Annotated in this window: 30 protein-coding genes and 3 pseudogenes; 22 read left to right on the forward strand and 11 right to left on the reverse strand. The window is 69.5% G+C overall.

The window, feature by feature from the left end; genetic code table 11:
• Window positions 1–202 precede the first annotated feature (202 nt).
• The 6 genes and pseudogenes from BM417_RS33995 to BM417_RS34020 all read left to right on the forward strand — a co-directional run.
• Window positions 203–799 (forward strand): annotated as a pseudogene (locus BM417_RS33995) (SDR family NAD(P)-dependent oxidoreductase); the annotation flags it as partial.
• A complete protein-coding gene (locus tag BM417_RS34000) occupies window positions 796–1,149 on the forward strand; it encodes a hypothetical protein (RefSeq protein ID WP_093603014.1) in 354 nt (117 codons plus the stop codon). The pseudogene BM417_RS33995 and the gene BM417_RS34000, both read left to right, overlap by 4 nt.
• Before the next feature lie 87 nt (window positions 1,150–1,236).
• Window positions 1,237–1,398, forward strand: a pseudogene (locus BM417_RS50375) (hypothetical protein); the annotation flags it as partial.
• Window positions 1,399–1,603: 205 nt separating this feature from the next.
• The gene (locus BM417_RS49415) at window positions 1,604–2,125 is read left to right on the forward strand and encodes a DUF5753 domain-containing protein (protein WP_245822339.1); all 522 of its coding nucleotides are present in this window, start codon (window positions 1,604–1,606) and stop codon (window positions 2,123–2,125) included.
• On the forward strand, window positions 2,103–2,258 hold the full coding sequence (locus BM417_RS34015) for a DUF397 domain-containing protein (protein ID WP_093603020.1): 156 nt from the start codon (window positions 2,103–2,105) through the stop codon (window positions 2,256–2,258). Before BM417_RS49415 ends, BM417_RS34015 begins: the two co-directional genes overlap by 23 nt.
• Before the next feature lie 50 nt (window positions 2,259–2,308).
• Window positions 2,309–3,235, forward strand: a complete 927-nt coding sequence (locus BM417_RS34020) for a pentapeptide repeat-containing protein (RefSeq protein WP_093603022.1) — start codon at window positions 2,309–2,311, stop codon at window positions 3,233–3,235.
• Window positions 3,236–3,256: 21 nt separating this feature from the next.
• Here the strand turns inward: BM417_RS34020 and BM417_RS49420 are convergent, their stop codons facing one another.
• Together BM417_RS49420 and BM417_RS34030 are read right to left on the reverse strand one after the other, a co-directional pair.
• The gene (locus BM417_RS49420) at window positions 3,257–4,219 is read right to left on the reverse strand and encodes a 4Fe-4S binding protein (protein WP_245822340.1); all 963 of its coding nucleotides are present in this window, start codon (window positions 4,217–4,219) and stop codon (window positions 3,257–3,259) included.
• Window positions 4,220–4,313: 94 nt separating this feature from the next.
• Window positions 4,314–5,183 (reverse strand): alpha/beta fold hydrolase, encoded by an 870-nt coding sequence (locus BM417_RS34030; RefSeq protein ID WP_093603024.1) that lies wholly within the window; start codon window positions 5,181–5,183, stop codon window positions 4,314–4,316.
• Between the two features lie 96 nt (window positions 5,184–5,279).
• On the opposite strand from BM417_RS34030, the gene BM417_RS34035 reads away from it, so the two are divergent.
• The 5 genes and pseudogenes from BM417_RS34035 (at window position 5,280) to BM417_RS34045 (ending at window position 6,601) form a co-directional block, all read left to right on the forward strand.
• On the forward strand, window positions 5,280–5,750 hold the full coding sequence (locus BM417_RS34035; RefSeq protein WP_245822341.1) for a winged helix-turn-helix transcriptional regulator: 471 nt from the start codon (window positions 5,280–5,282) through the stop codon (window positions 5,748–5,750).
• Window positions 5,747–5,824, forward strand: a pseudogene (locus BM417_RS50380) (pentapeptide repeat-containing protein); the annotation flags it as partial. The gene BM417_RS34035 and the pseudogene BM417_RS50380, both read left to right, overlap by 4 nt.
• Before the next feature lie 12 nt (window positions 5,825–5,836).
• Entirely contained in the window at window positions 5,837–6,118 is a 282-nt protein-coding gene (locus BM417_RS34040; protein ID WP_245822342.1) for a pentapeptide repeat-containing protein, read from the forward strand.
• Window position 6,119: 1 nt separating this feature from the next.
• Window positions 6,120–6,383 carry a hypothetical protein gene (locus BM417_RS47175; protein WP_143138909.1) on the forward strand — a complete coding sequence of 88 codons (264 nt, stop codon included), beginning with the start codon at window positions 6,120–6,122 and terminating at the stop codon, window positions 6,381–6,383.
• Entirely contained in the window at window positions 6,377–6,601 is a 225-nt protein-coding gene (locus BM417_RS34045) for a hypothetical protein (protein WP_143138910.1), read from the forward strand. The genes BM417_RS47175 and BM417_RS34045 overlap by 7 nt, the downstream gene beginning before the upstream one ends.
• Here BM417_RS34045 and BM417_RS34050 read toward each other — a convergent pair.
• The 3 genes from BM417_RS34050 to BM417_RS34060 are packed head-to-tail and all read right to left on the reverse strand — an operon-like array spanning window position 6,594 to window position 8,659.
• The gene (locus BM417_RS34050; RefSeq protein ID WP_093603030.1) at window positions 6,594–7,640 is read right to left on the reverse strand and encodes a M4 family metallopeptidase; all 1,047 of its coding nucleotides are present in this window, start codon (window positions 7,638–7,640) and stop codon (window positions 6,594–6,596) included. The two genes, BM417_RS34045 and BM417_RS34050, sit on opposite strands and share 8 nt — an antisense overlap.
• A 60-nt stretch (window positions 7,641–7,700) precedes the next feature.
• Complete coding sequence (locus BM417_RS34055) at window positions 7,701–8,108, reverse strand: hypothetical protein (RefSeq protein ID WP_093603032.1); 408 nt, start codon at window positions 8,106–8,108, stop codon at window positions 7,701–7,703.
• Window positions 8,105–8,659: an RNA polymerase sigma factor gene (locus BM417_RS34060; RefSeq protein WP_093603034.1), complete on the reverse strand. Its 555-nt coding sequence runs from the start codon at window positions 8,657–8,659 to the stop codon at window positions 8,105–8,107. The genes BM417_RS34055 and BM417_RS34060 overlap by 4 nt, the downstream gene beginning before the upstream one ends.
• Before the next feature lie 134 nt (window positions 8,660–8,793).
• On the opposite strand from BM417_RS34060, the gene BM417_RS48130 reads away from it, so the two are divergent.
• Window positions 8,794–8,970 (forward strand): hypothetical protein, encoded by a 177-nt coding sequence (locus tag BM417_RS48130; RefSeq protein ID WP_177320742.1) that lies wholly within the window; start codon window positions 8,794–8,796, stop codon window positions 8,968–8,970.
• A 3-nt stretch (window positions 8,971–8,973) separates the two neighbouring features.
• Here BM417_RS48130 and BM417_RS34070 read toward each other — a convergent pair whose 3' ends face one another.
• Window positions 8,974–9,465, reverse strand: a complete 492-nt coding sequence (locus BM417_RS34070) for an FBP domain-containing protein (RefSeq protein WP_093603038.1) — start codon at window positions 9,463–9,465, stop codon at window positions 8,974–8,976.
• 67 nt (window positions 9,466–9,532) lie between these two features.
• On the opposite strand from BM417_RS34070, the gene BM417_RS34075 reads away from it, so the two are divergent.
• The 3 genes from BM417_RS34075 to BM417_RS34085 are packed head-to-tail and all read left to right on the forward strand — an operon-like array spanning window position 9,533 to window position 11,811.
• Window positions 9,533–10,102 (forward strand): TetR/AcrR family transcriptional regulator, encoded by a 570-nt coding sequence (locus tag BM417_RS34075; RefSeq protein WP_093603040.1) that lies wholly within the window; start codon window positions 9,533–9,535, stop codon window positions 10,100–10,102.
• Between the two features lie 42 nt (window positions 10,103–10,144).
• Window positions 10,145–11,071 (forward strand): hypothetical protein, encoded by a 927-nt coding sequence (locus BM417_RS34080; RefSeq protein ID WP_093603042.1) that lies wholly within the window; start codon window positions 10,145–10,147, stop codon window positions 11,069–11,071.
• Window positions 11,068–11,811 (forward strand): M15 family metallopeptidase, encoded by a 744-nt coding sequence (locus tag BM417_RS34085; RefSeq protein ID WP_093603044.1) that lies wholly within the window; start codon window positions 11,068–11,070, stop codon window positions 11,809–11,811. The genes BM417_RS34080 and BM417_RS34085 overlap by 4 nt, the downstream gene beginning before the upstream one ends.
• On the opposite strand, the gene BM417_RS34090 is transcribed toward BM417_RS34085, so the two are convergent.
• Both BM417_RS34090 and BM417_RS34095 read right to left on the reverse strand, forming a co-directional pair.
• Window positions 11,789–12,979, reverse strand: coding sequence for an epoxide hydrolase family protein (locus tag BM417_RS34090; RefSeq protein WP_093603046.1), 1,191 nt, complete (start codon window positions 12,977–12,979; stop codon window positions 11,789–11,791). The genes BM417_RS34085 and BM417_RS34090 overlap by 23 nt on opposite strands.
• Window positions 12,980–13,016: 37 nt before the next feature.
• Window positions 13,017–14,210 (reverse strand): FAD-dependent oxidoreductase, encoded by a 1,194-nt coding sequence (locus BM417_RS34095; protein WP_093603048.1) that lies wholly within the window; start codon window positions 14,208–14,210, stop codon window positions 13,017–13,019.
• Window positions 14,211–14,268: 58 nt separating this feature from the next.
• Between BM417_RS34095 and BM417_RS34100 the strand changes: the two genes are divergently transcribed.
• On the forward strand, window positions 14,269–14,763 hold the full coding sequence (locus BM417_RS34100) for a MarR family winged helix-turn-helix transcriptional regulator (RefSeq protein ID WP_093603050.1): 495 nt from the start codon (window positions 14,269–14,271) through the stop codon (window positions 14,761–14,763).
• Between the two features lie 6 nt (window positions 14,764–14,769).
• On the opposite strand, the gene BM417_RS34105 is transcribed toward BM417_RS34100, so the two are convergent.
• Window positions 14,770–15,207 carry an Lrp/AsnC family transcriptional regulator gene (locus BM417_RS34105; protein ID WP_093603052.1) on the reverse strand — a complete coding sequence of 146 codons (438 nt, stop codon included), beginning with the start codon at window positions 15,205–15,207 and terminating at the stop codon, window positions 14,770–14,772.
• 103 nt (window positions 15,208–15,310) lie between these two features.
• Here BM417_RS34105 and BM417_RS34110 point away from each other — a divergent pair, with 103 nt between their 5' ends.
• Window positions 15,311–16,591, forward strand: a complete 1,281-nt coding sequence (locus BM417_RS34110) for an ArgE/DapE family deacylase (RefSeq protein WP_245822343.1) — start codon at window positions 15,311–15,313, stop codon at window positions 16,589–16,591.
• Here BM417_RS34110 and BM417_RS34115 read toward each other — a convergent pair.
• Complete coding sequence (locus BM417_RS34115) at window positions 16,515–17,198, reverse strand: hypothetical protein (RefSeq protein WP_177320743.1); 684 nt, start codon at window positions 17,196–17,198, stop codon at window positions 16,515–16,517. The genes BM417_RS34110 and BM417_RS34115 overlap by 77 nt on opposite strands.
• 384 nt (window positions 17,199–17,582) lie before the next feature.
• Here BM417_RS34115 and BM417_RS34120 point away from each other — a divergent pair, with 384 nt between their 5' ends.
• Entirely contained in the window at window positions 17,583–18,578 is a 996-nt protein-coding gene (locus tag BM417_RS34120) for a hypothetical protein (protein WP_218164650.1), read from the forward strand.
• Here BM417_RS34120 and def read toward each other — a convergent pair.
• The gene (gene def / locus BM417_RS34125) at window positions 18,518–19,102 is read right to left on the reverse strand and encodes a peptide deformylase (protein ID WP_093603058.1); all 585 of its coding nucleotides are present in this window, start codon (window positions 19,100–19,102) and stop codon (window positions 18,518–18,520) included. The genes BM417_RS34120 and def overlap by 61 nt on opposite strands.
• A 48-nt stretch (window positions 19,103–19,150) precedes the next feature.
• Here def and BM417_RS34130 point away from each other — a divergent pair, with 48 nt between their 5' ends.
• The 4 genes from BM417_RS34130 (at window position 19,151) to BM417_RS34145 (ending at window position 21,946) form a co-directional block, all read left to right on the forward strand.
• Entirely contained in the window at window positions 19,151–19,555 is a 405-nt protein-coding gene (locus BM417_RS34130) for a winged helix-turn-helix domain-containing protein (RefSeq protein WP_093603399.1), read from the forward strand.
• Window positions 19,556–19,562: 7 nt separating this feature from the next.
• The gene (locus BM417_RS34135; protein WP_093603060.1) at window positions 19,563–20,351 is read left to right on the forward strand and encodes a pentapeptide repeat-containing protein; all 789 of its coding nucleotides are present in this window, start codon (window positions 19,563–19,565) and stop codon (window positions 20,349–20,351) included.
• A 41-nt stretch (window positions 20,352–20,392) separates the two neighbouring features.
• Window positions 20,393–20,803 (forward strand): hypothetical protein, encoded by a 411-nt coding sequence (locus tag BM417_RS34140; protein WP_093603062.1) that lies wholly within the window; start codon window positions 20,393–20,395, stop codon window positions 20,801–20,803.
• A gap of 66 nt (window positions 20,804–20,869) precedes the next feature.
• Entirely contained in the window at window positions 20,870–21,946 is a 1,077-nt protein-coding gene (locus tag BM417_RS34145; RefSeq protein ID WP_093603064.1) for an agmatine deiminase family protein, read from the forward strand.
• The last annotated feature ends 3 nt before the right edge of the window (window positions 21,947–21,949 follow it).

Raw genomic sequence — 21,949 nt, forward strand, 5'->3', positions numbered from 1 at the left:
CAAAACTTAGCACGCCTGAGCAAAACCCGCGGATTTCACGGCCGGATGAGCCCCTCCACAACCGCCGTCACGGCCTTCCTGCCACCTGATCCGTCCACGCGGAGCGACTTCAACGACCACGAAGCCGTCTCCTGGCTGATCACCAGCGTGACCACCATGGCCAGCAGATCGCCGCCACCCTCGACGGCCCGTCGGTCCAGTCCGACTCGACGTCACCAGCGAGCCCGACTGGACCGACGCCGTCGCCCGCACCGAAGAACGCTTCGGACCAGTCGACGTCCTGATCAACAACGCCGCCTACCTCAGCGTCGGCACGACCGAGAGCATCCCGCTCGACGAGTTCCGGCGCGTGCTCGACACCAACCTCACCGGCGCGCTGCTCGGCATCCGCGGCACGGCACCGTCCATGCGCAAGGCGGGCGGCGGCGTGGTCGTCAACGTCAACTCCATCGGCGGCCTCACCGCCGCACCGGGACTCGTCGCCTACAGCAGCAGCAAATGGGCATTGCGCGGCCTGATGCGCGCCGCCGCCAAGGAACTGGCGCGCGACAACATCCGCGTCAACTCCGTGCACCCCGGCATCATCGGCACACCCCTGGCCTACGCCCCGGACGGCAGCGAACTCGTGCCGGTCGCCGACTTCGCCATCCCGCGCCAGGCCACCCCGGACGAGATCGCGGGCTTCATCCTGTTCGCGGCCTCCGACGAGGCGCGGTTCGCGACGGGTGCGGAGATCCTCGCCGACGGCGGCTTCATGTTGGGCCCCCGTCGCCTGACGCTCCGTAAAGTCGGCCTGTGACCAGGAAGTCGCCGCAGGAGAAGAAGGCGTTGAGCTACGCCAAGGACCACCGCAACAGCTACGGGGAGAACGACAAGAGCTCCCGCAAGAACATCCAGCGGAACAAACGCAACCGCGAACGTGCCAACCGACGCCGTGACCACCAGGTGCTCGTGGCCGCCCAGCCCGACGACATCGAGTCCGAGATCAAGCGCAGACGCCCCAAGGGGTCCTGGTGGCGCAAGTGGAGCGACTCACCGCTCGCCGAGATCGTGGCCCGCAAGCTGCGACGCCGTGCGCGGACGGGCATCATCGAGGACGAACAGGCCGAAGCGAAGATCGCCAAGCTGCCTCGCGTCCGCCGCCGGTGACTTTGGAAGAAATCCAAACAGCATGCTTTCAGGTTGATCTGCGGGGAATGGGTGGAGCCAAACGGAACAACGGCTCTACCTTCCCGCATGCCTTTGCGGAGATCAACGGTGCGCGGCCGCGAGTTCGGCGACGCGATCCGGGCGCTGCTGCGGGCGGCCGACCTCACCAACCGGGCCGCCGCCGAGTTGCTGGGCTGGCAGGAAGCCAAAGTCTCGGAACTGGTCAACGGCAAGGAAAGCGTCAGCGACGTCGACCTGGCCAAGCTGCTGGGACTCCTTCGAACGCCGCCTGACGAGTTCGATCACCTGATGGCGCTGCACCACGAAACGCACCAACGCGACTGGTTGCAGCCAGCCAAATCCGGCGTCACGGACCGAGCGCGCACACTGCGCGAACACTGCGCGAACACTGCGCGAACACGAGAAGATCGCCTCGGAGATCACCGGCTGGTCCATGAACGTCGTGCACGGCCTGCTGCAGGCGCCCGACTACATCCCTTACGTGGTGCACGCTTCGAGCAAGCTGTCAGCCGACGAGCGACCCACGGTGATCAGCAATCGAATCGCGCGTCAGATGACCGTTCTCGACGGCTACCGGACCGTCACGATCTACATGCACGAGCAGGCGCTAAGACTGCCGGTCGGAAGCCCGGAGATCATGGCGGAGCAGTACCACCACCTGCTGCGGCTCTCGGTGCGGCCGTACCTGACGATCCGGGTGGTTCCCACCGCGTTCGGGCCGCACGCCGGGCTCGCGGGTGACTTCGACCTGTTGAAGTTCAAGAAGATCCCGCCGATCGTCTACGTGGAGAGCGAGGGGGCTAACGTCTTTCTTGAAGATCAGCCTTCAGTCGGTCTCTACGACACCGCGTTGATGTCACTCGGACGGGCGGCGTTGGACGAGGCGCAAACCAGGAAGCTGATCACCGACATCATCGGTGAGGAGTTTCAGCATGGCCAGGTGGCGGAAGAGTAGTTACAGCGGCAGCGACGGCAACTGCGTTGAGGTGGGCCGAGGCATCGGGGTTCGGGACAGCAAGGCGCCGTCCGTTCGGCTTCCGCTCACGGCAAACCAGTGGACTCAGCTACTGCGCTTGGTCAAGTCGTAGCCGTCCGTCCGCAGGAACACCTGGCCAATCGGCGGTGCCACAATCGGTCGATGGAAGCCGATGACTTCCGCGGCCGGCTCGTCCCCGGCGCCGACCTGCGCGGAATCACCTTTCCTCGCATGGACGGTTTGCACGGAACAGATCTGCACGGTGCAGATCTCCGCGGCGCCGACTTCCGCAAGATCACCTGGTGGGGTGCCCGCAGTGCCGAGCTCGCCAAGGTGAACCTGTCCGGTGCGGACCTTCGCTGGGCTGAGATCGAAACCCCGGACTTCGACGGAGCCAACCTCAGGGGCGCCAACCTCTCCGGACTTGATCTCCGGCGCAACCAGTTCGAAATGACCAGCTTCGAGCGTGCCGACCTCGCCGAGGCCGACCTGTCCGGCGTCAACGTCGACGGTGGGAGCTTCGACGGCGCGGTGCTGGACGGAGCCGACCTCAGCGGCGCGGTGCTGACGTCCTGCACCTTCCGCAACGCCAGCCTGCGCGGCACGAACCTCACGAGGGCCGTGCTCCCCAACGACCTCTCCGCGTTCGGCGGCGCCCGGTTCGACTCCTCCACCCAATGGTCCGAGTACTGGCGCGCACAGGCCGTCGCCAACTCGGTCGCCGGACCCGACGGCGTTCACGTGTTCAACTCACCCGCGCCGGCCGCACCGCCGACACCACCCGCTCAGCAGCCTGGGCGCAACGGGACAGTGGCAGGCCGCGTTGCCGCGGCTCTGTTCGGAGCGGGTTCCATCGTCTACGCCGTGCTGTTGGCAACAGGCCACGTCGGCTTCGTGGGCAGTCTGATCGGGCGCGGCACCGATGTATCCGAACGCGTGGTGGGCGTGCTGGTCATGAGCCTCCTGGGGTTGACTCTCGTGGCTGGCGGGGTCTTCGGTTTTCCCGAGGATTCGCCCAGCCGCAGGAGGCGCTCTCGCGGCGGCGGCGGCGGTGTCGACGTCGACAGCTGTGGCATTGACGCCGACTGAGCCGGGTTTCGCGGGTCCTGATCAAGGCTTCTTGGCAGGGGGTTGCCAGCCGCCGCTGACCTCCTTGGTGGGTTTGTGGGGGAAGCGGCGCTGGGCGTACTCCTGCGCGGGCGAGCCCGGCAGGACGTAGAGGGTCTCCTTCTTCTCCTGCAGCGGTCGCAGCACCGTGTCCATGAAGGTCTTGCGGTCATCGAGGTACGGGCCGAGGACGTCCTCGCCTGCGGGGCAGACGGCCAGGCAGTAGCCGGACTTGTAGCCGGGCGGCGAGGCGAGGCTCTGCCACATGGAGGCGCTTTCGGAGTCGGTGACGCGGGAGCGGTAGTCGGCGGCGTCCTCGCTGTCGGCCACGGTCTGCACCCAGTCGGTGAACCCGCTCATGAACTCGCGGTAGTTGTGCGTGGCGCAGGCCAGCCCGTCGAACTCGCCGGTCTTGCGGATGGCGCCGACCGGGCAGGCGGCGACGCACAACTTGCAGTCGATGCACGGGTTGTAGTCGAGCGCCTGGCCGTAGTGGCTGACCTCCGCGTCGACCAGCACGGTGGCCAGCAGCACGAAGCTGCCGAACTTCGGGTGGATCACGTTGCGGTGCAGGCCCATGACACCGAGCCCCGCGGCCACCGCGACGGTCTTGTGCGCGACCACCCAGATCCGTCCGGGATAGCGGTCCATCTCCTGGGGAAAGGCGACGGACGGGTTGAGCGCGCGGTAGCCGGCGTCCTGCAAGGCCTGGGTGACGCCGCGGGCGGCGTGGTTGGCCTGTTCGTCGGTCTGGTGGAACTCCTGGTTCGCGACGCTGCGGGCCGGGGAGCGGCAGTTGTCGCGGTTCATCCGGAACACCATCGCGACAAGGGAGCGGGTGCCGGGCAACGCGGCCAGCGCGTGCTCGCGCTCGCCTGCCAGGTCGGCGTGGTCGAGGCTCACCGCGGCCGCGTCGTCCGCGCCCGCCGCGAGGCACAGTTCGCGCAGCCAGACCGCGTCGATCACCGGCGTCGGGTTCGGCTGCCCCCCGCCCTGCGCCGGGCGAGCACCGCCTGCACCGACGGGTGCGCGGCCAGTTTCGCAGGGAGCTTGGGACCGGTCATGCGACCGAGTCCAGCAGGCGGGCCGGCACGTCGGGGCGTTCCAGGGAGATGAAGTGGCCTGCGTCCGGAACCTGGGTGAACTCGGCGCCGGGCAGCAGTTGCCGGTTGGCCTGCCGGTCCGACGTTCGTGACCAGTCCTGTTCCCCGTAGACGAGGTGGATCGGGGCGGTGACCTCGGGATAGCGGGCACGGGCCGCGATGAGGCCGGGCAGGTTGCGGTAGACGGCGCGGGCGACGGTCGAGTAGCCGGGGTAGCGGCCGACGCTGAGGAGTTCGTCCAGGTAGTCCTCGCGCAGTGCGGCAGGGTCGACGAGACCGCCGGTCAGGATGGCGCGCATGACGGGTTTGGGTTCCAGCCGGGCGAGCAGCGGACCGGCCCCCGGTGAGATGACGCCGGTGATGATGAGCCGGGCCAGCAGGCTGGACCTGGCGATGCCACCGGCGTAGTCGTAGGCGTTGACCGCCACTACGCGCCGGACGCGGTCGGGGAGGTCAGCCGCCGTGGTCAGGGCGAGCACGGCCCCCATCGACTCACCGAGCAGCGTCACGTCGCGCAGGTCGAGCTGCGTGACGAGCCGGGTGACGGCGGCGCGCATGGCGGTTTCGTCGTAGGCCGCGCCGGGCACGATCTCCGAGTGGCCCATTCCCGGCAGGTCGAGCGCGTACACGGTGTACCGCTGCTGGACCAGCGGGATGAGGTGGCGGAAGTGCTCGGCCTGGGTGCGCACGGTGTGCAGCAGGACCAGAGGCGCGCCGTTGCCACCGGTGAGATAGCGCAGCCTGCCGTGCCCCTGGTCCGCGTCGATGAAGTGGCTCTTCGTGCCAGGGATGTCGATCCCGGACCCGGCGCTCGTGGACGTGGTCATCCGCACCTCGTGGCAGTGTGTTGTGTTTTCCAACCGACTTGCGTCACAGTAGGGGAGTAAGTTGGAAAACACAACACACTGAACTAGGGTGGGACGATGACCGATCCCGAACTGCGGCCAGGCGTCCGCATGGCCGACCTGCCCCTGGGGGTCCGTCCCTGCTCACTCGCGGCCGCTCTGGACGTCCTCGGGGAGCGGTGGTCGCTGCTGGCTCTCCGGGAGATCGGCTACGGCGTGCGCCGCTTCGCCCGCATCGCCGGCTACACAGGCGCGTCCCGTGACATCCTCGCCGACCGGCTGCGCAAGCTGGAGGCCGCCGGAGTGATCGAACGCCGGCTCTACAGCGAGCACCCGCCTCGCCACGAGTACCACCTCACCGAGGCCGGCCGGGAACTCTTCCCGGTCATGCTCGCCCTGTCCCAGTGGGGCGACAGGTGGGCGGTGGACAGCCCCGCGCTCGTGCGCCGGCACTCCTGCGGCGAGCCGGTCCAGGTCGACCTGGTCTGCCACCACTGCGGCCGGCCGGTCACCCACGACACGGTCCACGCAGAACTCGCCGACGCGTGACGCGGTGCGGCGCACCGGACCTCGAGGGAGCCGATCTCCGCGGCGCCAACATGTCAGGGCTTGATCTCAGGCGTGGGCAGTTCGCCGTGACCAACGTCGCCGACGCCGACCTCACCAGCGCCGATCTGTCCGGCGTCAACGTCGACGGTGGCACGTTCGACCGGGCGGTGCTGGATGGAGCCGACCTCACCGGCGCGGTGCCCACCTCCTGCATGCTGTCCAACGCCAGCCTGGTCGGCGCCAGCCTCGTACGGGCCGATCTCCGCGAGGCCACTCTCGCCTCCGCAGACCTGCGCGGCGCCAGCCTCACGGATGCGCTGCTGCCCGCCGACCCGCGCTCGCCCTACCGTCCCCTTTCCCGATCCTGACGTGCGCACCCGGAGGATCGACCTCTCCGCGTTCGGCGGCGCCCGTTTCGACTCCTCCGCACAACGGGCGGAGAGCGTGCGGGCACAGGCGGTGGCCAACTCGGTCGCCGGACCTGACGGCACTCATGTGATCACCTCGCCGGAACCACCGGCGCCACCCGCACTGGCGACACCTCCCGCCCGGCAGCCTCGGCGCATCGGGGCACTGGCGGGCGTGTGGTGGCGTTCCCGCTCGGGGTCGGCGTCATGGTCTTCGCCGTGCTGACCGTGACAGGCGACCTGGTCGCCGTGAACGGCGCGGGCGAGCCCCTCACCAACATCTTCGTCCGCCTGCTGATCGGGCTGATCTACGGTTTCGCGGGGCTGACCGCCGTGGGTGGCGCGATCTTCGGTTTCCCGGAGTCGCCGCACAGCGGTGGCAGCAGCGCCGGTGGCGACAGCGGCTTCGACGGCGACGGTTGGATGGGCAGTACAGCTAGCTGACGCCGACGTCGTTCCAGGACGCCCGGACGACGTTCGCGACGTCGCTGCCGAACAGCGTCTGAGCCGAGGCAACGGTCGCCGCGGCCGCCTCGGCGAAGTCGGAGTTCACGCGGAGTTTCGTGGCGAGCGCGTCGTACCAGACCTTGCCCGCGCGGTCCCAGGCGTTGCCGCCGAGCCGGGTCGCCGTGAGGTGGAACGCCTTGTTGGGGATGCCGGAGTTGATGTGCACGCCGCCGTTGTCGTTGCGCGGGTTGCCGTCGTCGGGCAGGTCGACGTAGGAGCGCATGTGCGCGGGCTGCCGGTCGAGCTGGTGGGCGCGGCCGGGGTCCTTCATCGACCGCAGTGCGACGCCCTGGAGCTGGGTGCCGAGGATGCCCGCGCCGATGAGCCAGTCAGCCTGGTCCGCGGAGTGTCCCAGTGCATGCTGCTTGACCAGGGAGCCGAAGACGTCGGCCATCGACTCGTTGAGGGCGCCGGACTGCTTCCGGTAACGCAGGCCGGCCGTGTACTGGACGACGCCGTGCGTGATCTCGTGCCCCACGACGGTGATGTCGCGGGCGAGGGCGCCGGGCTGGAAGACCTTGCCGCTGCCGTCGCCGTAGACCATCTGGGTGCCGTCCCAGAAGGCGTTGTCGAAGTCCCGTCCGAAGTGGACGGACGAGACGAGCTTGAGGCCGTTGCCGTCGACGCTGTGGCGGCCCAGGACGTCGCGGTAGAAGTCGTAGGTCCGGTCGGCGTTGTCGAACGCGTCGTCGACGGCGGCGTCGTTGATGACACCGTCGCCCTCCTTGCGGCGCAGGACGCCGGGCAGGGTTCGTTCGTCACCGCCCTGGACGTCGTGCACGGCCTTGAACTCGCCGGCCGGGCCGCGCAACTGGGCGGCGTTGAGGTCGAGGAACTGCACGGCCTCGGTGAGCGTGGCGCGCTGGGCGCGCAGCGTGGCGGAGGCGAGCAGGGTTCTGATGGCGTCGCGGATGTCGACGTTGCCGGCTTCCGCGAGTTCGATCTGCAGGTGCGCGGGCAGGATGAAGCAGGTCATGGGCGTCTTCCCCCTCTTTCCGTATCTGGGAAGAGGGAGCGCGCCGTGCGGAAATACAGGTCAGCCGCGAGCCCACTGCGTGACGACCGGGGTGCCGTCGAGCGCCGTCACCCGGATCCGGACCAGGCCCGGTGGCACCTCGGTCACCATGAACCAGCCGTCGGTGATCGGCACCGCACGGCGTGACCGGGGCGTCTCCACCACCGCCTCGCCCTCGGCGCCGGTGACGAACCCGCGCACCACGTCGTCGATGATCTCCAGGCTGACCGTGACCCGGTCGGACTCGAACGCGAGCGACAACGGCCCGTCGCCGCGCACCAGTACCTCGGACTCGACCAGCGCGGCGAGTTCGGCGTCCAGCGACCGCAACGCCAGAGCGGCGCTCGCGTCGCGCAGCACGCCCGCGGGCACCGGATCGAACTTGTCGGCGGCGGCGCGCAGGACGTCGAGGAAGTCGTCGTCGTTCATGACCGGCCCTCCAGCAGCTCGTTGCCCGTGACCAGCACTTTCAGTCGCCCGAGACACCGCTGGCGGATCGGCCCGATGCTGCCGACCGGCATGTCCAGCGCGAGCGCGACCTCGGTGTAAGCGGGTGGCGGCGAAGCCATCAGCACCCGCAGCAGGCGCCGGCAGCGGTCGGGCAGTTGCTCGAAGACCTGCCACAGCGCGGCGTCGCGTTCGCCGGTGAGCAGGTCGTGGTCGACCTCCGGCGCGGGGTCGGGGGAGTCGGCGATCTCCTCGGCGGGTTCGGGCAGCCGCCCGGCGCGCCGCAGCAACTGCAGGCACTCGTGCCGTGCTGTCGTCGAGAGCCACCCGGCGAGTCGTTCGGGCTCGTCGATGCGGTCGAGGTGTTCGACCAGCTTGATCCACGTGCACTGCACCGCGTCCGCCGCGTCGGCGTCGTTGAGGCGGTAGGCGCGGGCGATCGACCAGAGCAGGCCGCTGAACTGCCTGACCAGGGCGTCCCACGCCGTCTGGTCACCACGCGCGGCCGCGGCCAGCGACGCCGATATGTCCATGTGGACATGATGCTCCTCGACCCCGCCCAGATTCGTCGTTCGAATCCGATCGTCGTGTTTCGCGAAATTGCCGCCCGTGAGCGCCGTCACAGGTGCATGCTGTGTCCACCAGCTCAACCCGAGGACTGATGACCATGACGAGTGCGACCGCGGGCTCCCGCCACAACTGGGACTCCGACCTGGAGCGCTACCGCACGAGGGCGGTTCAGGTGCTCGACACGCACCTGCCCGCCACGACCGGCTGCACCGAATGCGGCGACCCGTGGCCCTGCGCCCGCGCCTGCAGTGCGGAGCTCGTCCTCGAACTCTGACACCTACGAGTTCACTCGATCGAGGAACGCGCGGACCCCGGACACCATCCGCTCGACCTGCTCGTCGACCGTGAGCGACTCCTTGAACCGCGAGCCGGGCCCCGCACTCTTCTTCCCGCGCAGGTACAGCGAACACCGCAGGTCGGCGCACACGTAGACGCCGACCGTGTTGCCCAGTTGCCCGGACTTGCCGGCCTTGCGCGCGGACATCAGCGACACGCCGTCACCGGAATGCGTGGTCAGGCACCACGAGCACATCGTCTTGCGCGCCCGCCCGGCCTGCTGCGCCCTCCGCAGCGCGATGCCGATCAGCCGTCCGTCCAGCTCGATCACCAGATACGAGCGGTCGGGCGCGGCCGGGTCGGTCCAGCCGAGAAAGTCCAGGTCGTCCCACGGCCGCTCGCCCAGATCCCTGGGTACGTGCATGCGCTTCGCCTCGCCCTTGGTGGAATTGACGAAGGACGCGCGGATGTCGGGTTCGGTCAGCGGCTTCATGACCAGGGACGCTAGGCTTACCTAGAGGTCCTAGGCAAATCATTAAGGACCCTAGGAAGGGTGACGGATGGCACGTGCGGGGCTCACGGCCGACCGCCTCACGCAGGCGGCGGCGGACCTGGCGGACGAGGTCGGCTTCGAGAACGTGACGGTGTCCGCCCTGGCCCGCCACTTCGGCGTGAAGGACGCCTCGCTCTACTCGCACATCCGCAACGCCCAGGACCTGCGCGTCCGCCTGGCCGTCCTGGCCCTGGCAGAACTCGCCGACCAGGTCGCCGAGGCGATCGCGGGCCGTTCGGGCAAGGACGCCCTGGTCGCGTTCGCCAACGCCTACCGCACCTATGCCCGCGAGCACCCTGGTCGCTACTCGGCGACGCAGATGGCGCTCGACCCGGACACCGCCGCCGACAGCGCGGCCGGCAAGCACGCCGAGATGACCCGCGCGCTCCTGCGGGGCTATGACCTGTGGGAACCCGACCAGACCGACGCCGTCCGGCTGCTGCACAGCACGTTCCACGGGTACGTGTCGCTGGAACGCTCCGGGGCTTTTCACAGCCATCCGCGTGGGGTCGAGGCGTCGTGGCTGCGCGCGCTGGACGCGCTTGATTCGTTGCTTCGGGCGTGGCCGTCGGTCTAGCCTCACCGCCATGATCGACAGAATCGAGTCCCGCGTCCGCGCATGAGCGGATCCCTGTACGAGCACGCGCTCGCACTGCACCGTGAGTTCCCCGACGGGCCTCTGCCCAGAGACGGGTACCCGTTCCCGGACGAGGATTTCTACCGGGCCACCACCCAACAGATCCGCAGGCGAAACCGCGACCAGCGCAAGATCGGTGTGGACGTCGCCTCGGTGCTGGACGAGCACTTCTCGACCAACGCCTCGCCCGCGCGGCTCGCCGGCACGCTGGCAGACCTGCACGTCCCGATTCACCACAACGACCACATCGCCGCCGCGGCACTGCGCGCCGACCGATCGCAGGCACGGCGAACCGGCCGATGGCTCGTGCGGCACAGCGACAACAGGCGTGCCGTCGCTGTCGGACTGGCCCTGCTCGCGGCCGACCACGACGAACGAGACATCCCGCTGATCCAGACGATCGGGCTGCTCTCGAACCACTTCGGCCCACTGGCCGCTGCCGCTCTGGCTCGCCGCCAGGGCGGCAGCGAGGCGTTGGCCTGGCTGGGCGACCGGGTCTCCGGCTGGGGCCGGGTCTACGTCGTCGAGGCGCTGTGCACGAGCGGTGGCGCTCGTGAGTGGTTGCTTCGCCGCGCCTGCGACGGCGATTTCCTCAACGCCTACTTCGCGGCCCAGGTCGCCACCGCCTCACACCTGCTCCTGGCCATCAGCGCGGACGACGCCGACGAGGAGGTCGTCGACCACACCGGGCGGCTGCTGGGCATCCTGACCTGGTGCGAAGGGATGGGCTCCGACCTGTGGCACTACCCGCCCGCCGCGGCGCTGGTCGAGGCCTACACCCGGCACGTCACCCGGCTACCTCCCACCGACGTCCGCCTGCACCACCGAACCCGCCTCGCCGAGGCCCTGCAGAAGGTTCCGCTGGCCGGTCTCGACACTTCAGCTGTCGTCAGCACACTGCTTGGATGAACTCCATGCGAGCCCTGCTGCTCTCCCTGCTGCTGACCATCTCCGTCGCGACGCCCGCCCACGCCACCAGCGGGTTCGTCGTCCTGCGCGACGTCGACCCGACCGTCCAGCACGACATCCGCTACTACACCGCGCACAACTTCGTCGGCACCCGCATCGACGGCTACCGCGCGCCCCTGTGCATCCTCACGAAACAGGCCGCGAAAGCCCTGCGCACCGTGCAGCGCGAGATGCTCAAACAGGGCTACACGCTCAAGGTCTACGACTGCTACCGCCCGCAACGCGCCGTCGACCACTTCGTGCGGTGGGCCCGCGACCTCGCCGACCAGCGGATGAAGCCCGAGTTCTACCCTCGGGTCGACAAGACGCGGCTGTTCGAGGACGGCTACATCGCCGAGAAGTCCGGCCACAGCCGCGGGTCGACGCTCGACCTGACCATCGTGAAGCTGCCCCCGCGCCACCAGCGCCCGTACGTGCCGGGCGAGCGGCTGGTGGACTGCGCGGCGCCCAACCGGTTCCCCGACAACACCGTCGACATGGCCACCGGCTACGACTGCTTCGACACGCTCTCGCACACCGACGACCCGCGCGTGACCGGGCAGGCGCGGGAGAACCGGCAACTGCTGAAGTCGGCGATGGTGCGAGCCGGGTTCCGCAACCTGGCCGAGGAGTGGTGGCACTTCACGCTCAATGACGAGCCGTTCCCCGACACCTACTTCAACTTCCCCGTAGCGCGCTGAACGTGCGGCGCAGGTCGCTCACCCACGCGTCCGGGTTCTCCCACGGGATGAAGTGGCCGCCGCGCTCGTGGGCGTTCACGTTGACGTGGTTGAAGTAGGAGGCCAACGGTCCGGACTTGAACGCCTGCACGCGCTCGGCGGCGGTGTGGATGCCGGGCGGGTTCTCGTAGGTGACGAACGTGAGGCCGGTCGGGGCCTGCACGACTGGCATGCGGTCGTGGGACGGCGTCCACGGGTAGCGGTTGGCGTTGGCGTAGTAGCGCATCGACGTGGCGATCGAGTTGTTCGCCCAGAAGATCGTGGCGTGGGTAAGCAGGTCGTCCTTGGTGAAGACCGACTCGACGTCGCCGCCGTTGTCGCTCCACGAGTTCCAGCGTTCCAGCAGCCAGGCGAGCAGACCCGCCGGCGAGTCGCTCAGGCCGTGGGCGAGGGTGGCGCCGTCGAGCATGTGCACGGTGAGGTGGGGTGCCCAGCGGTGGTCCAGTTCGATGGTGCGAGCTCGGGCCGCCGGGTCGTCGGGCAGGGGGCGATTGCGGGCGAAGTCCCAGGCGCGGTCGCCGGTGAAGAAGTCGAGCGGCAGACCTGAGCCGATGTGGATGCCGTGCAACGAGTCGGCGTACTTGTGGCCGAGCTGGCTGGAGATGATCCCGCCGATGTCGCAGCCGCCGGCCGCGTACTTCTGGTGGCCGAGGGTCTCGGTCATCAGGATGTGCCAGAGGTCGGCGACCTTCCAGAAGTTGACGTCCGGGAAGCCGGTGAGCGGGCCGGGGAAACCGAAGCCCGGCAACGACGGCACGATGACCTCGAAGTCGTCGGCGAGCGGCTCGACCACCTTCGACCAGTGCCAGAACGTCCACGGCCAGCCGTGGGTGAGGATCAGCGGGATCGGGCGCGGGCTGCGGCTGGGCTTGCGCATGAAGTGGATCGGGACGCCGGCGACCGTCACCTCGTAGTGCTCGTGGGCGTTGATGGCGGCCTCTGCCTGGCGCCAGTCGAAGCCGTCGCGCCAGTGGTCGACCAGTTCGCGCAGGTAGCTCGCCGGGACGCCGTAGGACCAGTCCTCGTTGCCCTCGTCCAGCGGTGAACGGGTCAGCGCGAGGCGGGCGCGCAGGTCGTCGAGGACCTCGTCGGACACGTGGATCGGCGTGGGCTCCAGTGGGAAGATCACGCTTCGACGATAGTGATCACACGCGTCCGACCGAGCCCTAGGAGTGCGCTGCCCCGATGGGCGGAAGAGCCCTGGTCGTGTCGGCGACCTGGGTGAACTTCGCCGTCAGGGGAGACAGCAGCGACGAGGTCATGGCCTTGTCGGCCAGGCGGCGCAGGGCCAGCCCGAGCCGGGTGCGGGGGTAGGCGACCGGCACGATCCAGCGCGGGAGGGTCTGGACGTCGTCGACGAGCGGCCGCATCCACTTCTCGTAGGCCGCGAGCCCTTCCTCGAACCGGCTTCCCGTGGTGGACAGGCACGCTGCCAGGACGTATCCGCTCACGAGCGCGAGCGAGGCGCCGCCTCCGCCCATCGGGGTCACGCACCAGGCGGCGTCGCCGGCGAGGCACACCCGGCCTCGGTGCCACACGGGCATGCGGATCTGGGTGAGGTGGTCGACGTAGACGTCGGCGGAGGTGTCGAACCCGTCGAGCACGCGCCGGGCCTCCCAGCCCGCGTCGGCGAAGTGGCGGCGGAACTCGGCCAGGGCGTCCGCCCGATCGAGCCGGGTGACGTCCGCGGCTCGGGCGTGGGCGAGCATGGCGCGGGTTGTGCCGTGGTTGTCGGGACGCAGGTGGACCTGACGTCCTCCGGTAGTGGTGAACCAGCGCCACCGGCTGTCGTCGGAAGCCGTGCGCGGGATCGTGCCGAAGACCATGGAGATGCCGAGGTCACGGCGGTCGACCAAGTCGCCGAAGAGCCGGTCGCGGGTGGCCGAGCGGACTCCCTCGGCGAGGACCAGCAGGTCAGCGCTCAGGACACGTCCTGAAGCCGTGGTGACGGCGACCGCGTCGGCGTCCTCGGCCACCTCGGTGATGGTGTCGCCGTAGATGATCTCGACTCCGTCCGGCAGGTGCTTCAGGATCGTGCGGGCGAAGTCGCCGCGCAGGACCTCGAACTCGGCGGTGGCGCCGTCCGGGCCGTTCGAAGGCAGTTCGGCGAGCACACGGCCGTCCGTGTCGACGAAGACCGTGCCCGTCTCGGTGGTGTTCTGCTCCTTCACGGCCTCGGCCAGCCCCATCCGGGCGAGCACCTCGCGTCCGACGCCGCGGACGTCGACGTTCTGGCCGCCGTCGCGGAACTCCTCGGCCCGTTCCAGCACGGTCACCTGCCACCCCGTGCGCCGCAGCCAGAACGCGGCCGAGAGGCCCGCGATGCTCGCACCGGAGATCACCGCGTGTCGTGCAGCCATCCGAAACTCCCCTGTCAGTAGCTTTGCCACAAAGCTACTTTGGAGCTAAGGCGTGTGCATGACAGAGAGCGACCCGCTGACCGCGGACTGGACGCCGGAGCAGATCGCGGTGATGCACCGCCTGCGCGACTGGGTGATCGACTTCGCTGAGCTCAACCAGCACCTCGCCGCCTGGATGCGGCTGCCGGGAGCCGACGCCAACGCGCTGGGCCAGATCATCTGGGCGGCCGAGACGGACACACCGCTCTCCCCGGCGCAGCTGTCCCGGCAGATCGGCATGACGACAGGTGCGACCACCATCCTGCTGAACCGGCTCGAAGCCGCAGGTCATGTCCACCGCACGCGGGAGAGCACCGACCGCCGTCGCGTAACTCTCCGCCCCACACCGGACGCCCGGGAGCGCGCCCGCCAGTTCCTCGGCCTGGCCGGTACCGAGATCGCGAACGTCCTCCACACGACACCGCCGGCCGAACTCCGCACCGTCGCGACGTTCCTGGCGAGGATGACCGCGGCCGCGGACGAGGCGAACCTGCGTCTGGGCCGGAGCAGCTGAACGTCGCTACAGACGTGGCCGGGTCAGCAGTCGTGACAGCACTATCGCGCTCTCGGTGCGGTCCACGGGCGCGGTCGAACGCACACGCTGGATGGCCTTTTCCAGGTGCGGGATGTCCCTGGCGAGCATGTAGAGCATCGCGTCGGCCGCGCCGGAGACGGTGCACGCCTCGATGACCTCGGGAATGTCGTTGAGTGCCTTGGTCAGTTCGGCCGGAGTCGGGTTGCCCTTGCAGTAGATCTCCACGAACGCCTCGGTGTGCCAGGCCATCGCCTGCGGATCCACCAACGCGCTGAAGCCGCGGATCGCACCCGTGGCCACGAGGCGGTCGAGACGTCTCTTCGCCGCGGACGGCGACAGGCCCGCTTCCTTGCCGATCTCGGCGTACGTGGCGCGGGCGTCGCGGAGCACGCACCGGATGATCGCTTCGTCGATGTCGTCCATGCGCAAAGAATTGCCACAGGGCCCTGTTCTTTGCAAAGGATGTATCGGTGAACGCCGCTTCTGGCGATTGTTTGCGCAGGTGAGCGACCCTAACCTCCGGCTTGTGACCATCAACGATGTCGAGGCGGCCGCACTGGCGGCGGTGGACGAGGCGGCGATCGGCAGCCTCCTGCTGGACCTTCTCGCGGTGCCGAGCGTGACGGGCAGTGCCGCCGAGTCCGAGTTGCAGCACGTGCTGGCCGGGCACCTGGAACGGCTGGACCTGGACGTCGACCTGTGGTCGATGAACCTGGCGGAGCTCCGCGCCCACGAGGACTTCCCCGGCGGCGAAGCACCGCGCACGGAGGCGTGGGGCCTGGTCGGCGGCACCAGGAAGAACGACGGTCCGACGCTGATCCTGCAGGGGCACGTCGACGTCGTCCCGCCCGGCGACCTGGCCCAGTGGGAGGGAGATCCGTTCCGCCCGCGGGTGGTGGGCGACGTCGTGCACGGTCGCGGCGCGTGCGACATGAAAGCGGGCGTGGTGGCGATCCTCGCCGCGATGTCCGCGATCCGGGCGACTCGGCTGCGCGGTCAGGTCGCCGTGCACTTCGTGGTCAGCGAGGAAGACGGCGGTCTCGGTGCGTTCGGAACGCTCCAGCGCGGTCACACTGGCGACGCGTGCGTCATCACCGAACCGACCGGCGGCGCGCTGATGGTCGCCAACGGCGGCGCGCTCACGTTCCGCATCGAGGTACCCGGCCAGGCCACGCACGGCAGCACCCGGTACGCCGGGGTCAGCGCGATCGACGCCTACTTGCCGATCCACGCCGCGCTCGCCCGGCTGGAGGCCCGCCGCAACGTGGACGCCGACCCGCTCATGTCGGCGTATCCGATCCCGTACCCGCTGTCGGTCGGCACGGTGCAGGCAGGCGACTGGGCGAGCAGCGTGCCGGACCTGCTGGTGGCCGAGGGACGGCTGGGCGTGGCGCTGGGGGAGGACCCCGCCCAGGCCCGCGCCGAACTCGAGACGTGCGTGGCCGAGGCGTGTGCTGACGACCCGTGGTTGCGGGCGCATCCCGCCGTGGTGACGTGGCCCGGTGGACAGTTCGCCAGCGGCCGGTTGCCGGTGGGGCATCCACTCGCCGGCCTGGTCGGTGCCGCGCACGCCGACGTCACCGGGAGTTCACGCCCTGCTGAGAAGGGGGCTCCGTACGGCAGCGATCTGCGGTTGTACGCGGGGGCGGGGGTGCCCACTTTGCAGTATGGCCCTGGCGACGTCCGGCTGGCCCATGGTCCCCAGGAGCAGGTTCTCGTGAGTGAGGTCGTCACCGTCGCCCGAGCCCTGGTTCTCGCCACCCTCCGGACTGTCGGTGAGCAGGTCCGCGCGTCTCCACCGCTGTAGCGGCGCGGACGTGGTCCTCCGCCGAGGCGGCACCCAGTGCCAGGAACAGTCCCGCGAAGGAGAAGACGGAAAGCCCCAGAACCAGCCTGGGGTCGTCCACTCCCAGAAACCGGCTGAGGAGGACGGTGCCGGGGAGCAGGGACAGGTATCCGAGCACCGCGGTTCCCAGTAGCCACGGCCAGGCTCGCCCCGCTGCCTGGGCGACACGTCCCGGTCCGCGGCGAGGAAGAACCCCGATTCTCGTCGCACCGACGCCGATGACGATCCCGATCAGCGGCGGGCCGAATCCTCCGCCTACCAGGAGCAGGAGCACCGAGAGCAGGATCAGCACCAGACCGCCGTGCCGCCGCCCGGCGAACGCGACTGACCAGACCAGGACCGCGACCGCGACGACGACGGCGAAGATCCCCGTGGCCAGCAGGTTCGGGATGACCGTCAGGGCGGGCTCGCCGCCGAGGATCTCCAGTGCCGCCGAATCTGGCCATGACTCGATGACCAGTCCTCCTGGCCTGACCGAGCCTTGAAGGATCTCCCCGACCCCGTGTTCGATGCCCGCCAGGCCTACGAGCACACCGAATGTCGAGATCACGATCCGCAGTGCGCTCATCAGAGGACCCCTCCCACTTTTTCGGCTGCTCCACCTCGACTGTGCAGAGCGGCGTCGGCGCGGCCCCAGAGGCGGAGGTCCTCGCCCCGGCAAGCTCTTCGCCTCAGATCTGGCCGCCGATAATGTTCACTTATCGGCGGCCAGACTTTCCCGCCTGATTGTGTAGCGTTGCGTTGGTTAACGTTATTGCACACGTAATTCTGCTACGATATCGCCGTGGAGACGAGCTGTAACTTCCCCGGCTGTGAACGCCCCGTTTTTCGAGGTGGAGGGCCTGGCAGGCCCTCGGAGTACTGCGACCTGCCCGAGCACACGCGCTGGAGGGCGTGGCGGGAACGGCAGCGGCTGGCGGAAACCCCCGAGCAAAACCTGGAGGTCGTCACCGTGACGAATCTCCCCAGGGTCTCCGGTACCGCCAAGATCAGAGCTGAAGAGCTTCTCGACCGGTTCCGGGTGCTGTCGGAGCAGATGACGCAGACCCTCGGACGGGCCGTCGGCGAGCTGAACGCCATGGCGGACCCCAGCGTCGCCGAGAGTCAGATCCAGGCCGCCGAGGCCGAGGCCGCGCGGCGGGTCGCGGAGGCGCAGTCCGAACTGGCCTCCGCCGAACGTCGCCGGCACGACGCCGAGCAGGCACGCAAGGCGGCCGAGGAGACCACCGAGCAGGCGGTGCGGGCGGCGGAGGAAGCCGACGACGCCGTGGACACGGCGGTGACGGAACGGGATGAGGCTCGTGAGGCCGCGCGGGCTGCCGGTGAGCGGGCCGAGGCCGAGGTCGCCGAGGTCCGGGTGCAGGCGGCGGCGCTGATCGAGGAGATCCGGGGCGAGGCGGAGCAGGTCAAGGCCGATGCGGTGAAGCACGCCGAGCAGGCTCGGCGGCAGGCGGCCAAGGAGATCGAACAGGCGCGCGCCGAAGCTCAGGCTGACATCGCGCGAGCCCGTGCCGAAGCGAAGGCCGAGATCGAGCAGGCTCGCGCGGAGGCACAGGCGGTGGCCGAGCGCGCCAAGGCCGAGGTGAGGGAAGCCGAGCAGGTGCGCAGCGACGCGGCGGCGCAGGTGGAGAAGGCGCGTGTCGAGGCCGCGGAGACGGTGAGCCGGGCTGCCAAGGCTCGTGACCAGGCGGTGGTGCGGGCGGAGCGGGCCGAGCAGGCCGCAGCGGACGCCCGCACGGAGCTGGAACGGTCACGCGCGGAGTTCGAGACGCGGTTCGCGCAGGTCAGGCAGGAGAGCGCGGAGCAGGTGGCGGCGGTGCGGCAGACGCTCGCCGTGGTGGAGGACGCGCGCGCTCAGACGTTGACGCGTGCCGAACGCGCGGAGCGTCAGCTGGACGAGGCGGCGGAGGAGCTTCGGGCGGCGCGGCGGGCGAATACCTCGTCGTGAGAGGCGGCCATCTCGCGGAGTGCGGACTTGCGTTCGCGCTGGGTGAGGCGGTCCAGGTAGAGCCTGCCGTGCAGGTGGTCGGTCTCGTGTTGCAGGCAGCGGGCGAAGTAGCCCCTGCCTTCGACGACGATCGGGTTGCCGTGCTGGTCCTGGCCGCGCACGACGGCACGGTCGGGGCGGGCGACCACGCGGTACGGGCCCGGCACGGACAGGCAGCCTTCGGGTTCTTCGAGCAACGTGCGCTGGTCGGCGGGGAGGTCGTCCAGCACGGGGTTGAGGATGTGGCCGGTGTGGCGGGTGCCCCACTCGTCGCGCATGTCCCACACGAACAGCTGCAGGTCGACGCCGACCTGGTTCGCGGCGATGGCGGCGCCCTCGGCGACGTGGTTGGTGGCGAACATGTCCTCGATCAGCCTGGTGAGCTCCGGCGTGCCGAACTCGGTGGCCTCGCGGCAGCGGCGGGTCAGGATCTCTTCGCCGACGACGGTGATGCGGCGCGGTGCGCCTCGGTGGATCTCGGACATGCTTTGCAAAGTAGCAGTCTTTGCAAATTTATCGGTAGGGTGCTGCTCATGTCTCGACGGCCGCTTCCGGACCATCCCGTGCGCATCGCGTTGCTGGACCTGCTGGCCGAGCACGGCACGCTGACCTCCACCCAGGCCGCCGCGCGGCTCGGGCAGAGCTCGGGGTTGTGCTCGTTTCACCTGCGCCGGCTCGCCGAGCTGGGGTTGATCGAGGAGGCGCCGCACCAGGGCGGCAAGGCGCGGCCGTGGCAGCTGCGGTGGGAGACCGAGGACGAGCCTGCGCCGGAGGAGTCGTTCAGCGCGCTCATCCACGTGACGCCGCAGGAGATGGCGGAGATCGGCGCGTCGATCCGGCGGCTGTTGTTCCGCTACCGCGACCGGGGCACGCGCCCGGCGGACGCGGTGGCCGTCACCGCGGAGGTCCGGCTGCTCAACGGTGACCCAGTAGGCTGACCCGGCGATGGAAGAACTGAAAGGCGACTGCGCCAACTGCTTCGGGTTGTGCTGCGTCGCGCTGCCGTTCGCGAAGTCGGCGGACTTCGCGGCCACCAAGGACGCGGGCACGCCGTGCCGCAACCTGCTGGCCGATCACCGGTGCGGCATCCACGACCAGTTGCGGCCCAAGGGCTATTCCGGCTGCACGGTCTACGACTGCTTCGGCGCGGGTCAGCGGGTGTCGCAGACGGTGTTCGCCGGCGTCGACTGGCGCATCGCGGAACGGCAGAAGATGTTCGCGGTGTTCCCCGTGGTCAGGCAGCTGCACGAACTGCTCTGGTACCTCGCCGAGGCCGGCCGCCTCGACCCGCACGACGACCTGGCCGCCGCGTTCGCCGAGGTCGAACGGCACACCGTTGCCGCACCGGACGACGTCCTGGCGCTCGACGTGGCCGAGATCCGGGCGAAGGTGAACGTCCTGCTGCTGCGCACCAGCGAACGGCTGCGCTCCAGCGCGAAGTCGTACCGGGGCGCGGACCTGATCGGCGCGCGGCTGCGCAACAAGAACCTGAGCAGCGCGGACTTCCGCGGCGCGTACTTGATCGGCGCGGATCTGACGAACTCCGACCTGTCGCGGGCGGACATGATCGGCGCCGACCTGCGGGGCGCGGAGCTTTCGGGTGCGGACCTGAGCACGTGCCTGTTCCTGACCCAGCCGCAGGTCAACGCCGCGCGCGGCAACGCTCGAACAAAGCTGCCGGACGCGCTGACGAGGCCCGCGCACTGGACGGCGGAGCCCGCCCGGCGCCGCTGACTGTCAGGGCGGTGTCAGCGCCCGCTGTGAGGGTGCCGGTCATGAAGAAGGCACTGCCGATCATCGCCGCCGCCGTGGCGGGCCTGCTCGCGCCCGGAGTCGCGCACGCCGAGACGCCGCCGGGGTGTGCGTCGGCCCAGCAGATCGGGTCGACCGCGTACGTGAAGATGGGCGGGCAGACCGCCGCGTCGGTCAAGCAGTTCGCGGGCTGCGGCACGAACTGGGGCTATGTCTTCGTGTGGGCCGACTGGGCCGCGAAGTACGACCTCTTCCACGTCACCGCCGCGGTCACGACCGACGACGGCACGAACCACGGCAAGGTGATCGGCCGGGTCGACCAGCGCGAGGTGTGGTCCAAGGCCACCGCCACGATCGCCAGCTGCACGCGTGCGCTCGGCGTCGTCTCGCTCGGCGAGGATGGATGGAGCGCCTATTCGAGCCGCCGCTGCTGATCTCGACACGGAGCTGACCAGGCCGAACGGTTTGACTGAAATTTCAGTCAGGGATACCGTGGGGGTATGAACAGGCGCAACTTCGTGCAGTCGGCGGCAGCGGCCATCAGCGGTCTGCTCGCCGGCTGCGCGAGCGAGACCAGCGGTGCCGGCACGGGCGAGAAGTCGTGGGTGATGCCCGAGGAGGGGCAGCCGCACCGGCGGACGTGGATGGCGTTCGCGGCCAGTGAGCGGATCTGGGGCCGGGACCTGCTGCCCCAGGTACGTCGTGACCAGGCCACGATCGCGACGACGATCGCCCGGTTCGAACCGGTGTCGATGCTGGTGCGCGCCGAGGACCTCGACCTCGCCCGGTCACTGCTGCCGGGCGTCGAGCTGGTGACCTCGGAGCTGGACGACCTGTGGATGCGCGACACCGGACCGGTGTTCGTGCGCGGCGGTGGCGCGGTCGACTTCAACTTCAACGGCTGGGGCGGCAAGCAGGAGCACCGCCGCGACGCGAAGGTCGCGGGGTTCGTCGCAGGTCAGGCCGGTGCGCAGCGGGTGCGTACGGATCTGGTGCTGGAGGGCGGCGCGCTGGAGGTCGACGGTGAGGGCACGGCGATCATCACCGAGAGCTGCGTGCTCAACGGCAACCGCAACCGGGGCTGGACGAAGTCCGACGTCGAGCAGGAGCTGGCGCACCTGCTCGGGATCAGGAAGGTGATCTGGCTGCCGGGCATCGCCGGGCGGGACATCACCGACGGCCACACGGACTTCTACGCGCGCTTCGCCGGTCCCGGTGTGGTGGTGGCAGGGCTGGACAACGACCCCGAGTCGTTCGACTACGACGTGACTCGGCGGCACCTGGAGATCCTGCGCGCCGCGACCGACGCCGCGGGCAGGCCGTTGCGGGTCGAGGTGCTGGAGGGGCCGGAGACGGTCCGGGTGCGCGACGAGGACTTCGCGGCCGGGTACGTCAACTTCTACGTGTGCAACGGCGCGGTGGTCGGGCCGGAGTTCGGTGACCGGCGGGCGGACGCCGCGGCGAAGGCGACGCTGGAGCGGCTGTTCCCCGGACGTACGGTGGTGCAGATCAACATCGACGGAATCGCGTCGGGCGGTGGTGGCATCCACTGCACCACGCAGCAGGAACCCCGTTAGGAA

It is taken from the genome of Lentzea waywayandensis, from assembly GCF_900115955.1.
GTDB classification, from domain to species: domain Bacteria; phylum Actinomycetota; class Actinomycetes; order Mycobacteriales; family Pseudonocardiaceae; genus Lentzea; species Lentzea waywayandensis.